The 13699-nt window shown below is 63.7% G+C and carries 14 protein-coding genes; 7 read left to right on the top strand and 7 right to left on the bottom strand.

Going from position 1 to position 13699, the window contains the following annotated elements; translation table 11 throughout:
- Positions 1-60: 60 nt before the first annotated feature.
- The 3 genes from PCJ49_RS07035 to PCJ49_RS07045 all read left to right on the top strand — a co-directional run bounded on the left by PCJ49_RS07035 (position 61) and on the right by PCJ49_RS07045 (position 2967).
- Positions 61-240 carry a CsbD family protein gene (locus PCJ49_RS07035; RefSeq protein WP_269910317.1) on the top strand — a complete coding sequence of 60 codons (180 nt, stop codon included), beginning with the start codon at positions 61-63 and terminating at the stop codon, positions 238-240.
- Between the two features lie 22 nt (positions 241-262).
- Positions 263-1855, top strand: coding sequence for a phospholipase D-like domain-containing protein (locus PCJ49_RS07040; protein WP_269910318.1), 1593 nt, complete (start codon positions 263-265; stop codon positions 1853-1855).
- Positions 1856-2034: 179 nt separating this feature from the next.
- The gene (locus PCJ49_RS07045; protein WP_089287335.1) at positions 2035-2967 is read left to right on the top strand and encodes a ribose-phosphate pyrophosphokinase; all 933 of its coding nucleotides are present in this window, start codon (positions 2035-2037) and stop codon (positions 2965-2967) included.
- A gap of 83 nt (positions 2968-3050) precedes the next feature.
- Here PCJ49_RS07045 and PCJ49_RS07050 read toward each other — a convergent pair whose 3' ends face one another.
- The 3 genes from PCJ49_RS07050 to gatC form a co-directional block, all read right to left on the bottom strand.
- Positions 3051-4082, bottom strand: a complete 1032-nt coding sequence (locus tag PCJ49_RS07050; RefSeq protein WP_269910319.1) for a methyl-accepting chemotaxis protein — start codon at positions 4080-4082, stop codon at positions 3051-3053.
- 369 nt (positions 4083-4451) lie between these two features.
- Positions 4452-5933: an Asp-tRNA(Asn)/Glu-tRNA(Gln) amidotransferase subunit GatA gene (gatA, locus tag PCJ49_RS07055; RefSeq protein ID WP_269910320.1), complete on the bottom strand. Its 1482-nt coding sequence runs from the start codon at positions 5931-5933 to the stop codon at positions 4452-4454.
- Positions 5933-6235 carry an Asp-tRNA(Asn)/Glu-tRNA(Gln) amidotransferase subunit GatC gene (gatC, locus tag PCJ49_RS07060; protein ID WP_269910321.1) on the bottom strand — a complete coding sequence of 101 codons (303 nt, stop codon included), beginning with the start codon at positions 6233-6235 and terminating at the stop codon, positions 5933-5935. Before gatC ends, gatA begins: the two co-directional genes overlap by 1 nt.
- Positions 6236-6337: 102 nt before the next feature.
- Here gatC and ruvX point away from each other — a divergent pair, with 102 nt between their 5' ends.
- Positions 6338-6871: a Holliday junction resolvase RuvX gene (ruvX, locus tag PCJ49_RS07065; RefSeq protein WP_269910322.1), complete on the top strand. Its 534-nt coding sequence runs from the start codon at positions 6338-6340 to the stop codon at positions 6869-6871.
- Between the two features lie 61 nt (positions 6872-6932).
- Here ruvX and PCJ49_RS07070 read toward each other — a convergent pair whose 3' ends face one another.
- Positions 6933-7481 carry a GNAT family N-acetyltransferase gene (locus PCJ49_RS07070; RefSeq protein ID WP_173012609.1) on the bottom strand — a complete coding sequence of 183 codons (549 nt, stop codon included), beginning with the start codon at positions 7479-7481 and terminating at the stop codon, positions 6933-6935.
- A gap of 240 nt (positions 7482-7721) precedes the next feature.
- Between PCJ49_RS07070 and PCJ49_RS07075 the strand changes: the two genes are divergently transcribed.
- Both PCJ49_RS07075 and PCJ49_RS07080 read left to right on the top strand, forming a co-directional pair.
- Positions 7722-8486: a TerB family tellurite resistance protein gene (locus PCJ49_RS07075; RefSeq protein WP_269910323.1), complete on the top strand. Its 765-nt coding sequence runs from the start codon at positions 7722-7724 to the stop codon at positions 8484-8486.
- A 69-nt stretch (positions 8487-8555) separates the two neighbouring features.
- Positions 8556-10370: an ATP-binding cassette domain-containing protein gene (locus PCJ49_RS07080; RefSeq protein ID WP_269910324.1), complete on the top strand. Its 1815-nt coding sequence runs from the start codon at positions 8556-8558 to the stop codon at positions 10368-10370.
- A 65-nt stretch (positions 10371-10435) separates the two neighbouring features.
- Here PCJ49_RS07080 and gpmA read toward each other — a convergent pair whose 3' ends face one another.
- From gpmA to PCJ49_RS07095, 3 genes are all read right to left on the bottom strand, one after another.
- Positions 10436-11125, bottom strand: a complete 690-nt coding sequence (gpmA, locus tag PCJ49_RS07085; protein WP_269910325.1) for a 2,3-diphosphoglycerate-dependent phosphoglycerate mutase — start codon at positions 11123-11125, stop codon at positions 10436-10438.
- Between the two features lie 108 nt (positions 11126-11233).
- Entirely contained in the window at positions 11234-12343 is a 1110-nt protein-coding gene (locus PCJ49_RS07090) for an alpha/beta fold hydrolase (RefSeq protein WP_269910326.1), read from the bottom strand.
- On the bottom strand, positions 12270-12803 hold the full coding sequence (locus tag PCJ49_RS07095) for a hypothetical protein (RefSeq protein ID WP_269910327.1): 534 nt from the start codon (positions 12801-12803) through the stop codon (positions 12270-12272). Before PCJ49_RS07095 ends, PCJ49_RS07090 begins: the two co-directional genes overlap by 74 nt.
- Before the next feature lie 185 nt (positions 12804-12988).
- Here PCJ49_RS07095 and phaR point away from each other — a divergent pair, with 185 nt between their 5' ends.
- A complete protein-coding gene (gene phaR, locus PCJ49_RS07100) occupies positions 12989-13603 on the top strand; it encodes a polyhydroxyalkanoate synthesis repressor PhaR (protein WP_089287346.1) in 615 nt (204 codons plus the stop codon).
- Positions 13604-13699 lie beyond the last annotated feature (96 nt).

Raw genomic sequence — 13699 nt, forward strand, 5'->3', positions numbered from 1 at the left:
AACATCCCGCCGCTGCGCACAGCAGGCATGGCGGGCCAACAACCGGTCTGGAGGACCACCATGAGCAAGGAAAACATCAAGGGCAAGCTCAACGAGGCGAAGGGCGAGATCAAGCAGGCCGTGGGCCGCGCCACCGATAATCCGCGTCTGGAAAATGAAGGCACCGCCGACAAGGTGAAGGGCAAGGCCCAGCAGGTGGCCGGCCATGTCAAGGATGCCGTCCGCGATATCACCCGCTGAGCCACCAGGGGCCGGACCGATCATGCGCGAGACCATGACAGATGCGGCCCGTGACCTGAGCAGTGCCGGCCCGTCGGACGTCTCCCCCACGTCCGGCGGGCCGGCAGGGTTGCTGCGCCCTGGCGAGACCTGTTGGCGGCTGGAACGGGCCGACCGGCTGGGCGTGATGATCGACGCGCAGGATTATTTCCGCAGCCTGAAACAGGCATTGCTGGGCGCGCGCCATCAGGTGCTGCTGATCGCCTGGGATTTCGATACCCGAATCCGGCTGGAACCCGACCAGGACCGGCCAAGCCCCGCCAAGGCCCCGGATAAGCTGGGCCGTTTCCTGGCCTGGCTGATCCGGCGCAAACCGGGTCTGCAGGTCCATGTGCTGAAATGGCGGTTCAGTGGTCTCTGGGGTCTGATGCGGGGCATGACACCGCTCTGGGTCTTGAACCTGATGAGCGACCGGCGGCTGCATTACCGGGTGGCGTCTGACCATCCGCTGGGCGCCTGCCATCACCAGAAAATCGTTGTCATTGATGACCGCATCGCCTTTTGCGGCGGCATTGATGTGACGGCGGAGCGCTGGGACACGCGCGGCCATCTGGATGATGATCCGCGCCGCCGGGGCCCCGGCCCCAAACATTACGCGCCTTATCATGACATGAGTGCCGCCGTGGATGGTGCCGCCGCCCGCGCGCTGGGCGATCTGGCCCGCCAGCGCTGGTTTCACGCCACTGGTGAACGGCTGCCGGCACCGCCGCCAGCCACAGCCGATGACCCGGACCCCTGGCCCCCCGGCCTGCTGCCCTTGTTGCGCCGGCCCCTGGTCGGCATCGCCCGCACCCAGCCGGCCTTCAACGGACAGGAAGAGGCGCATGAGGTGGAACGGCTTTGGCTGGAGGCCATCCATGCGGCCCGACACTACATCTATATTGAGGCGCAATATGTCGCCTGCCGCCGCATCGGTCAGGCCCTGCTGGAACGGCTGGAGCAGCCGGACGGGCCGGAGATTGTCATCATCAACCCCACCATCGCCAATGGCTGGCTGGAGGAAGCCGCCATGGGCCGCGCGCGCGACCATATCCTGGGCGCGCTCTGCGCTGCCGACCCGGAGGGGGAGCGATTCGCCTGTTATGCGCCGGTGACGCCCAAGGGCGTGCGCATTTATGTCCACGCCAAGCTGCTGATCGTGGATGACAAGGTGCTGCGCATCGGCTCCTCCAACATGAATAACCGCTCCATGGGGGTGGATACGGAATGCGATCTGGCCGTCGCCCTGGGCGACGGGCCGGCGGATCAGGAGGGGCGCAGCCGGCTGCGCGACATGCGCGACGGGCTGATCGCCGAACATCTGGGCATCTCCGTCCCGCTGGCCACGCGAACGATTGCCGAGAAGGGCGGCATGATCGCTGCCATCGAGACCCTGCGGCGCGCCGGCGGCAAGACACTGGTTCCCATCCTGTGCCAGGAGGTGACCGCAGCAGAAACCTTCCTGGTCGAACAGGAATTGCTGGATCCGGAGCGGCCGCGCTACCCGTTCCAGTCCTTCTTCCACCGGCTGGACTGGCGCTGGGCCCGCCGCCGCAAGGCCCGTCGGCTGCGGCGGGAAGTACTGCAGATCAAATGATATAAACTTCATCCATGTTTTGACGGTCTGCCACACCGTTGTAACGCGCAAGGGTGCCGCGATTTACAGTTTGGTGGGGCTGGGGTTATGGTGCGCCCGCCTTCGTGAAGGTTTGGCGACACTGTTCCGCAGGGGCGCCGCTCACCCCTCCCCTTTCACCCAATGACGGGCAGCACGACATGAAGCTGATCGCCGGTAACAGCAATCAGCCCTTGGCTGAAGCCATTTCCCAGTGCCTTGAGGTTCCGCTGACCAAGGCCACCATCCGGCGCTTTGCCGATAACGAGATCTTCGTTGAGATCAACGAGAATGTCCGCGGTGAGGATGTTTTCGTGATCCAGTCGACCTCGGCCCCGGCGAACGACCATCTGATGGAATTGCTGGTCACGATCGACGCGCTGCGCCGTGGCTCCGCCCGCCGTATCACGGCGGTGCTGCCCTATTACGGCTATGCCCGTCAGGACCGCAAGACCGGCCCCCGCACGCCGATTTCCGCCAAGCTGGTGGCCAATCTGGTGACGACGGCCGGTGCCAACCGCGTGCTGACGCTGGACCTCCATGCTGGCCAGATCCAGGGCTTCTTCGACATTCCGCTTGATAATCTGGTGGCTGGTGGCGTGTTCACCAAGGACATCCAGGACCGGATCAAGGATGGCAACCTGATGGTTGTCTCCCCCGACGTGGGTGGTGTGGTGCGCGCCCGCGCCATTGCCAGCCGGCTGAATGCCGATCTGGCCATCATCGACAAGCGCCGCGAACGTGCTGGCGTCTCGGAAGTGATGAATGTCATCGGTGATGTGAACGGCCGCGACTGCATCCTGATCGACGATATCGTCGACAGCGCCGGCACGCTGTGCAATGCCGCCGTGGCGCTGAAGGCCCGTGGCGCCACCTCCGTGCGCGCCTATGTCACCCATGGCGTTCTGTCTGGCGGTGCGGTTGACCGCGTTGCCAAGTCCCCGCTGGATGAGCTGGTGACCACCGACAGCATCGTGGCGACGGAAGCCGTGCGCAATGCGCCGAATATCCGTCAGCTCTCGATTGCCAATCTGATGGCCGACGCCATCGAGCGCATCAGCAATGAACGCTCGGTCTCCAGCCTGTTCGACTGATCGGACGGCCGGTAACGGTTAAAGAAAGGGGCGGCAGGCCGATATGGCTTGCCGCCCCTTTTTGTTCAGGGCCACCTTTCCAATCAGTGGCTCTTTTCCCCGGACTGGACGATCACCCCGTACCAGCCGAGCCCACGATAGGTCTCATAGCCCGGTGTCAGGGCAAAGCCGACCAGACGGCCATATTTGTCGACATAGTGGCCCATCGGTTTGCCACCGGTTTCCAGCGGGAACGTTTCTGTCAACTGCCCGCGGCCATCGGATGAAGCGATGACCCGGCCAGCGGCATCCACCAGCAGGCAGCGCGTATGGGCCTCCTCACTGCGGTCCAGCCGCACGCCGGTGGTCACCGCGCGGGCCTGCGGTTCCCAGTCGAAGAAAATACCCATGGCGCCGATGACATCGCCATCCACCGCGCCGTCACGGCGCACGGCGGTGGAATAGGTTGCCACCGTGCGGCCATCCAGGGCCGGGTTGGTGGTGACATCGACAACGGCAAAATCCGCGCCGTCCTTGGTGGCCAGCGCCTGCCGGAACCAGGGCTCGTTGGCAACATTGGTGCCGACAGCATGGGGGAAGCGGCGCGGCCGGCCAGTGGCGATCACCCGGCCGCTGCGATCGGCCACCCACAGATCCAGATAGACCGTGTAGCTGTCCAGAATCACCCCCAGGCGGGAACTGGCGAAAGCCGTCGCGTCGGGCGTCGGCACGGCGATGCAATCCACCACCGCCTTGTCAGTGGCCCACCAGCGCACGTCGCAGGAGCGTTCATAGAGATTACGATCGATGATTTCGATCATGTTCAGCGCCAGATCGGCCAGACGCTGGCCCCGGAAGCGGACCATCAGGTCTTCGCCCACGGTGGCCATACGGTCCACCAGCTGGCCGATTTCGCTCCGCAGCTCGCTGGCCACGACACTGACCTGGCGGGAGATGGAATTCACCTCATTCGCCACCACGGCAAAGCCACGCCCGGCATCCCCGGCCCGACCGGCCTCGATCAGCGCGTTGAAGGCCAGCATCTTGGTGGTACGGTTGATATCTTCGATGGCGGAGACCTTCTGGCTCGCCACATCCAGCACGTTCCTCGTCAGATCGATAAGGCTGTTATCCATGAGCCGCCTCTTATGTGCACCGCAACAGCGTGTTTTTCTAAAGAGCAAAAACCGTGCCTGTTACGGGCAAATTGTTAACCCGTTGACAATATTTGACATTAACCAAAAGACCGGACGATAGATAATTTCGCATATGCCGCATGAAACAGCAGGAAATAGCCTGCTGCCTTGTAATTAAGCTGTCTTAAATGAAACAAAGTCCGAACATCGCTGTATCTGGCAAGAACAGGCCCCCGACACTGGCAGGGCGCGGTTCTAGACCCAACACACGTTGATGTATGACGCCGTGCTTGGCTCTGCGCGCAACAAAAAGGGCGGTGCCACTGGCACCGCCCTTTTCACAACTGACCAAAAAACAGGCTGATCAAATCAGCGGCAGAAGGGCGGCAGCGGCTGCGCGCCGGCGGCCTGTTCCATCACGCCCGCCACGCGCAGCAGCGTCACCTCATCAAACGGACGGCCCAGGATCTGCAGACCCAGCGGCAACCCGTCTGCGGCCAAGCCCGCCGGCACCGACATGCCCGGCAGACCGGCCAGGCTGGCCGGTACCGTGAACACGTCGTTCAAGTACATGGAAATCGGGTCATCCTGCTTTTCGCCGATGGCAAAGGCCGTGCTGGGAGCGGTCGGCGTCAGGATCACATCGCACTGCTCGTATGCCTTGGCAAAATCCTCGGCAATGCGGGCGCGGACCTTCTGCGCCTTCAGATAATAGGCGTCGTAATAGCCGGCCGACAGCACATAGGTGCCGATCATGATACGGCGGCGCACTTCCTTACCGAAGCCCTCGCCGCGCGTATTCTCATACATCTCCTTCAGATCCTTGCCCTCAACGCGCAGGCCGAAGCGCACGCCGTCATACCGGGCGAGGTTGGAGGAGCATTCCGCCGGGGCCACCACATAGTAGGTGGCCAGCGCGTACTTGGTGTGCGGCAGGCTGATTTCCACCGGCACGGCACCGGCTGCCTTCAGCCAGTCAATGCCCTGCTGCCAGACGCGCTCAATCTCCGCCGGCATCCCCTCCACCCGGTATTCCTTGGGGATACCGACGCGCAGGCCACGGATGTCGCCGGTCAGCGCTGCCTGGAAATCAGGCACCGGCATATCGACGGACGTGCTGTCCTTGGGGTCGAATCCGGCCATGCTCTGCAGCATGATGGCGGCATCGCGCACCGTGCGGGTCATCGGGCCGGCCTGATCCAGCGAGCTGGCAAAGGCGATGGTGCCCCAGCGGGAGCAGCGGCCATAGGTCGGCTTCAACCCGACAATGCCGGTGAAGCTGGCCGGCTGGCGGATGGAACCGCCGGTATCCGTGCCGGTGGCAGCAATGGCGAAACGGCCGGACACGGAGGCCGCCGACCCGCCGGACGAGCCACCGGGGACCAGCTTGCGTTCCGCTGCGGCCGGGTCTTTCCCGGTCCAGGGGTTCAGCACCGGGCCGTAATAGCTGGTGATATTGGCCGAACCCATGGCGAATTCGTCCAGGTTCAGCTTGCCCAGCATCACCGCACCATCGCGGAACAGGTTGGCGGTGATGCTGCTTTCATAGGCCGGCTTGAAACCGTCCAGAATGTGGCTGGCCGCCGTGGTCAGCACACCCTTGGTGCAGAACAGATCCTTGATGCCCAGCGGCATCCCGTCCATCGGGCCATTGGTGCCGGCGGCATAGCGCGCGTCGGATGCCTTGGCCTGGTCGAGCGCGATCTCCGGCGTCTCCGTGATGAAGGCGTTCAGCGGGCGGGCCGCTTCCACTGCCTTCACATAGGCCTCGGTCAGTTCGACCGCGGTGAATTCCTTCTTCTTCAGCCCGTCCAGGGCTTCCGACATGGAAAGATGGGTCAGATTGGTCATTATTCGACGACCTTGGGCACGGAGAAGAAATGTTCGGCGGCGTCGGTGGCGTTCAGCACCACGGCGTCGGGATAGCCCCCATCGGTCACCTGATCGGGCCGGCGGCGCAGGGTTTGGGCGGCAACGGAGGTCATCGGCTCGACACCGTTGGTGTCAACCTCGCCCAACTGCTCGACCCAGCCGAGCAGTTTGTTCAGTTCATCCGCCAGATGCGCCTGTTCCTCTTCCGGCACCTTGATGCGGGCGAGGTGGGCGATCTTTGCCACGGTCTTGGCGTCCAGGGTGGCCTTGTCCTGCGACATGGTGCTAAATCTCGTCATAGCTGCGGGCGTCTTGCCCCGGCCGCCCCCATCAGGAAACCGATGATGCGGGCGCGAAAGCGGTTTGGAAGCTAGCACCACGTCATGGCAATCCGCAACCTTGAGGAACTGAAACCCGCAATGCCCCGTCACGCACGGCTGATGGGGCTGGATATCGGGGAGAAGACCATTGGTCTGTCCGTCTGCGATCCGGGCTTCAGCGTCGCATCGCCCATCGGCACCATCCGCCGCACAAAATTCACCCAGGATGTGCAGGAACTGGCCCGCGCCATGAAGGACCGCGACGTGCGTGGGCTGATCATCGGCCTGCCGGTCAATATGGACGGGACGGAGGGGCCGCGCTGTCAGTCCGTGCGGGAATTCGCCCGCCAGATTCTGATGCGCCCGCAAATGTTCGCCCAGGGCGAACCGGAAATCGCCTTCTGGGACGAACGGCTGTCCACCAGCGCGGTGGAACGCATGATGATCGAATGGGACATGACCCGCAAAAGACGGGATGAGGTCGTGGACAAGATGGCCGCCGCCTACATCCTGCAAGGTGCCCTGGATTTCATGAAGCGGGCGGAGCAGGACGCGGCGGAGTCGGCAAGTGATCCTTTGGACGATCTGGATGAATAAGGAAAAGGGCGGTCCCAAGTGAGCCCGCCCTTTTTTATTCTATACAGTCACGCGCTTTTCATTACGCCGCGCGCGGCAGCCCGCCGGGGTCCAGCATCATGGTCAGCGCCGTGCTGCCGCGATCCATGGCTTCCAGGGTCAGGGAGAAGGCATCGGCGGGCGGCAGGTCAAAGTCACACACCACTTCGCCGCAATCAAACGTGACGCGGGCATCCAGCCGGCCGGCGATTCGCAGCATCCGGTGATTATCGCCCAGGCAGAACAGCATCATCCGGCCCATGCCGCGATTGCGGGCCAGCACCATGGCCCGGCGCACCATGGTGCTGCCAACGCCCTGGCCCTGCCAGTCGGGTTCAATAGTGATGGCCAGTTCAGCCCGTTCGCCACGCGACGGGTCGCGGCGCAGCTCCACAGCGGCGCGGACTTCACCACCGATCAAGGCAACCAGGATGGTGGCATGGGCCCAATCGATGCCATCCACATAGGCACGCACCGCATCATCCGACATGCCGCCCATGAATCGGGCCCGGCGATCCCCGCGCGGCAGGCGCAGCAGGTGGTCGGCGTAACGCCCGGCCTCAGCCGGCAGAAGGGTGCGGAAAACGGTCATGGCAGGAACATCCAACGTCATGAAAGGCAAAAGGTTAAAACCCGAACGCCCCATATGCTGACGCAACCATCCCTACCGGTACCTGCCCAAGCAAGGCGGCACCTGTTCTTGTGCGCTGCAATATAAACCTGTGACGCGATGATGCAATAAGGCCAAGCCTCCCCCAGCTATGCCGTTCCTGCATTGCGTCCGGCGTATCGCGCGTTATCCTGTAACGGACAATCCAAAGGCAGAACGATCATGAGCATCTGGGGCAAGGTCATTGGCGGTGCGGCGGGGTTCGCCATCGGCGGGCCGCTGGGTGGCTTGATCGGCGCCGTGGCGGGCCATGCCGTGGACGAATTGCGCAGCGTGGAGCTGCCCGATGGACCGGATGGCAAACCCGACCAGACGCAAAGCATCGCCTTTACCGTCGGCGTCATCGTGCTGGGGGCCAAGATGGCCAAGGCCGATGGCGTGGTCTGCCGGATGGAGATCAACGCTTTCCGCGAGGTCTTCAAGGTACCGGAGGCGGAATTGCGCAATGTCGGCCGGCTGTTCGACATTGCCAAGCGCGATAGCGCCGGCTTTGAACCCTATGCACGGCAGTTGGCCGGCATGTTCAAGGATCGGCGCGCGGTGCTGGAGGAATTGCTGGGCGGCCTGTTCCATATCGCCGTGGCCGATGGCGTGGTGCATGAGGCCGAACTGACCTTCCTGCGCCGGGTGTCGGAGATTTTCGGCTTCCCGCCGGCGGAGTTTGAGCAAATCCGCCGCATCCATGGCGGTACCGCCGCCGGCTATGGCGACCCGCTGGATGATCCCTATGCCGTGCTGGGCGTGCCGGCGGGGGCAGATTTCCCCACGGTGAAGGCAGCCTATCGCCGCCTGGCGCGGGAAAACCACCCGGACCGGCTGGTGACCGACGGGATGCCGCAGGAATTCATCGATCTGGCCCAGGAAAAGATGGCCGCCATCAATGCCGCCTATGACCGGATCGAGAAGGCGGCGCGGGAAAGGGTTTAATCCCCTTCCCTGCCCCTGGCATTGCCAGTAGAACGGGGCCAGAAACCCGTTCCAGGAAGTCTTGTCCCCATGGCCCCCAATAACCCCGCCCTTGTCGGCCTTGCCGGCGCGTCTGTCCATATGGGCGCCACCGTGCTGTTCGAGAATATCGACGTCGCCGTCTCGCGGGGGGAGAAGATCTGTCTGGTCGGCCGGAATGGCAGCGGCAAATCCACCCTGATGAAGGCGCTGGCCGGCATCATCGATGTCGACAAGGGCGAACGCTTCATCCAGCCCGGCGCACGGGTGGCCCATCTGGCGCAGGAACCAGATTTCAGCGGCTTTACCACGGTGGCCGAGTTCGTGGCCGGCGGGCAGGAGGAACCGGCCCTCTATCGCGTGGAAGCGGTGCTGGAAGCGCTGGACCTGCCGGGTGATCGGGCCTGCGCCACCCTGTCGGGCGGGGAATCGCGCCGCGCCGCACTCGCCCGCGCGCTGGTCGATCAGCCGGATGTGCTGCTGCTGGATGAGCCGACCAACCATCTGGACATTCCCACCATCCTTTGGCTGGAAAAGGAATTGCAGCAGTTCCGTGGTGCTTTGCTGCTGATCTCCCACGACCGGGCCTTCCTGGCCAACCTGTCCAAGCGCATCCTGTGGCTGGATCGCGGCGTGTTGCGCACCACCGAGCAATCCTTCTCCCAGTTTGAAACCTGGCGCGATGAGATCTATCGGGAGGAGGAGGCCACATATCACAAGCTGGACCGCAAGATTCAGGCGGAACTGAAATGGATGTGGGAAGGCGGCATTTCCGGCCGCCGCACCCGCAATATGGGCCGTGTGCGCCGGTTGCAGGGGATGCGCCAGGAACGCGCCGACCGCATTAAATCCCGTCAGGTCAATCTGGGCATTGCGGAGGGTGATGTTTCCGGCAAGCTGGTGATCGAGGCGGAGAGCATCTGCAAATCCTTCCACGGCCAGGCGGGCGAACGGGTGATCTGCCGCGATTTCTCCACCCGCATTCTGCGCGGGGACAAGGTGGGGCTGATCGGCCCCAACGGCGCCGGCAAATCCACCATCCTGAAAATGCTGACCGGCGAACTGGCACCCGACAGCGGCAATGTGAAGCTGGGCACCAACCTGCAGACCATCATTTTCGACCAGCGCCGCGCCCAGCTGGACCCCAACGCCACGCTGAAACAGGTGCTGCTGCCCGAAGGCGGGGACAATATCTGGGTCGGCGGCAAGCCGCGCCATATTGCCAGCTATATGAAGGACTTCCTGTTCGATCCCTCCATGATGGACCAGCCGGTGCGCGTGATGTCGGGTGGGGAGCGCAACCGGCTGCTGCTGGCCAAGCTGTTTGCCCAGCCCAGCAACCTGATGGTGCTGGACGAGCCGACCAACGATCTGGACATGGACACGCTGGACCTGCTGGAAGAGGTGCTGGCCGATTATGAAGGCACCCTGCTGCTGGTCAGCCACGACCGTGACTTCCTGGACCGGCTGGTCACCAGCACCATTGCCGTGGAAGGCGATGGCGATGTGGCCGAATATGCCGGCGGTTACAGCGATTACCTGATACAGCGCAAGGAGCGGGAGCCGGAAGCGGCCAAAACCGCCGCCAAGCCCAGCGCCCCCGCCCAGGCCACAGCGCCGAAGGCCAAGAAAAAGCTCTCCTTCAAGGAGAACCGGGAGCTGGAGGAATTGCCGGGCCGGATCGACGCGCTGGAAAAGAAGATCAGGCAGCTGGAAACCAAGCTGGCCGATCCCGCCTTTTACAGCAAGGATGCCAAGGGTTTCGCCAAGACAACCGATGATATCGGCACGGCCCAGGTCGAACTGGCCGCCGCCGAGGAACGCTGGCTGGAACTGGAAGCCCTGCGGGAAGAGCTGGAAGGGTAAGCAAAGCGTTGATAGACCATAAAAAAGGCCGGGTCCAACGCCCGGCCTTTTCTTAATTTACCTGATCAATCCAGGAAGTAGCGGTCCAGCGCCTTCAGATCGGCATCCAGCTCATAAACGATGGGCTTGCCGGTGGGGATTTCGAACTGAACGATGTCCTCATCGCTCATGTCAGACAGATATTTCACCAGACCGCGCAGGGAGTTGCCGTGCGCGGCGATCAGCACGCGCTGGCCGGCCTTCACCTGCGGCGCCACGACATGGACCCAATAGGGCACCACGCGGGCCACGCAATCCTTCAGGCTTTCGGTGCGCGGCAGATGGTTCTTCGGCATCCCGGCATAGCGCGCATCGCCATCGGGCAGACGCTCATCGCCTTCCTCCAGGGCCGGCGGGGCGATGTCATAGGAACGGCGCCAGATCTTGACCTGATCGGCGCCATGCTTGGCGGCCGTCTCCGTCTTGTTCAGGCCCTGCAGGCCGCCATAATGACGCTCATTCAGGCGCCAGTTCTTGTGCTGCGGCAGCCACAGACGGTCCATGGCCTCCAGGGCCAGGTTGCTGGTCTTGATGGCGCGCGTCAGCACCGAGGTGTGGCAGCAATCAAAATCGAAGCCGGACGCCTTCAGCTTTTCGCCGGCCTGACGGGCCTCTTCCACGCCCTGCGGCGACAGGTCCACATCGGTCCAGCCGGTGAACAGGTCCAACTGGTTCCAAACGCTCTGGCCATGGCGGATCAGGACTAGCTTCGTCATCTCCCACTTCCTTCAAAAAGCTCCGGCTTGCGGGGGCCGGGTTGGCGAATAGTGCACAGCAAGCGCGGTCCTACCACAGCGGCCGGGGCCGTACCAGCCGCAAGGGCTCTAGCCCGCCGCCAGCAGCCAGTCCCGCAGCGGCTGCCAGAGCTTTTCCTTGGCCCCGCCGCTGACCACCATGCCGATATGGCCCAGTGGCGGATGCCAGGCGGTGGCACCGGGGATCGACCGGGCCAGCGCATCGGCAGCGGCCGGCGGCACGATGCGGTCACGCGCCGGCACCACCACCAGCGCCGGCTTGTGCCATGCCTCTGGCCGCACTGGCGCGCCGGCCACCTGCCATTCACCCCGCCCCGGCGTGTTGCTGCCATACCAGTCACCCAGACATTCCCGCGCGATGGCGGCCGGCAGGGTGACGCCGTCATTCAGCCAATCCTCCAGCGCCACGAAATCATCGGCCGCATCGCTGGCCAGATCCATCTCGGCAAAGCGGCTGAATTTCTTCAGGGCCAGCAGCGGGTCCAGCGTGGCAAAGAAAAGCTGCACGGCATCGACCGGCAATTCCCCCAGCAAGTGCAGCGTCGGTTCAAAGGGCGGCAACAGGGTCGCCACCCGGCGCGCACCCGCCGCATCATCGGCATGGAAATCCCACGGCGTGGCGAGTGCCACATAGGCCGACACCTGATCGGGCCGGCGCAAAGCCGCCGCCAGGGCCAGCAGCCCGCCCATGCAATAGCCGGCCAGCACCACCGGCCCGCCCACCTGGGCCACCACATGGTCCAGCGCCCGGCCCAGCCGGCCGGCGATGATATCGGTCAGGGTAAAGGGCCGCTCCAGCGCCCCCGGCTGACCCCATTCCAGCAGGAAGGGGCGCAACCCCTGCCCGGCCAGCCAGCGCAGCAGGCTTTTCCGGTGCGACAGGTCCAGAATATAGCCGCGATTGACCAGGGAGGGCACGAACAGCACCGGCCTTCCCTGCCCGCCGAAATCCAGCAGCCTTGTCGCCCCTTCCCGCCAGATGGTGGGGGCATCCGCCACATCGCGCTGATAGGGATGGCGGCGATAGCGTTCCAGCCCGGTCATGAAGCGGTCGATTCGCCGCCGCATCTCCCGGTCGACCGCCGCCGGCAGCAGGGCCAGCGGGTCAGGCGGTGGGTTTGGCCCGGGGGCTGCGCCGGGGGCCTGGCTTCTTTCGCGCAGCCGGGCGATCAGCGCCATCAGTTCCGCCGCCTGTAGGCGCAGGCTGGGATGCCAGGGCGGCGAGCTGTTGTTCAAGAGCGGCAATCCGGCCGCCGAGCTCAGCAAGATCGTCAGCCCCATCCCCAGATGCAGGCCCAGCGGGCGCGGCCCCTGCCGCAGGGGCCCGCTCCCCATTTCCCGGCTGTCGCGCACCCGTTCCCCCCTTGCTGGCCTCTGCTTTCGTCTCCGCCGTGCCGTTCGGCCACAGGCCGGCCATCATATCCGCCCAAGGATTGCGTTCGCCCTTGCCGCCACCGAAACCAGGCGGCATGGACAGGAACGGGTTCAGCATCAGGGCCGACTGGCTGACCGCCTGCATGGTGCGCGCCACGCTGTCCGCCATGGTGGGGTCGCTGCACAGCGCCGCCCATTGCTCCTGCCACAGGTCCAGGTATCGCCGGGCCAGATCGTCCAGCGATGGCGGTTCGGCCTCACGCATTGATGCCTCCTCTCCTTATCCGCAGCATGGGCGGGAAACATACAATAACGCGCTTCGCCGCCTGATCTGAAACAATTGTTTCGCCTGGATCGTTGTGGCGTTGCGGAACGCTTGCGCTGCGACCGCGCAATGACGTACTCCTAGTGATAACAAATCGGTGTTCGAACGGGAGGGTGCGACGGCAAATGGCTGACAAAGAAGAGGCTAAGCCCGCGCCGGTGACGATCAAGAAGTACGCCAACCGCCGGCTGTACAACACCGCCACCAGCAGCTATGTCACGCTTGATCATCTGTGCCAGATGGTCAAGGACGGAACGGATTTCGTCGTCTATGACGCCAAGACGGGGGATGATATCACCCGCTCGGTGCTGACGCAGATCATCGTGGAAGAGGAATCGAAGGGCCAGAATCTGCTGCCCATTCCATTCCTGCGCCAGTTGATCAGCTTCTATGGCGACAATATGCAATGGCTGGTACCCCGCTATCTTGAACATTCCATGAAGTCCTTCACGGGCAATCAGGACAAGATGCGGGAATATTTCCAGACCACCTTCGGCAGCATTTTCCCGTTTGGCGGTTTTGAGGAGATGAGCAAGCAGAACATCGCCCTGTTCGAACGGGCGATGCGCATGTTCAGCCCCTTCAACGGCGAAGGTGGTGCGATGGATGCCAGCGGCACGCCGATGGCCGCCTCGGGCGACACGCCCAAGCCGAAGGCTGATGATAAATTTTCCGAACTGCAAAAGCGGCTGGATGAGCTGCAGAGCCAGATGGAAAGCCTGACCCGCCGCAAGGAATGAGCTTGCGGCTGATGTCGGCGGGGTTGCCCTGGCAATCCCACCGCCCCAGAACAGCGGATCAACCGCTGAACCGAGAGCACCCGCCCCTGCCAGGGC

Origin of the sequence: Niveispirillum sp. BGYR6, assembly GCF_027568365.1 — a bacterium.
Classification (GTDB): domain Bacteria; phylum Pseudomonadota; class Alphaproteobacteria; order Azospirillales; family Azospirillaceae; genus Niveispirillum.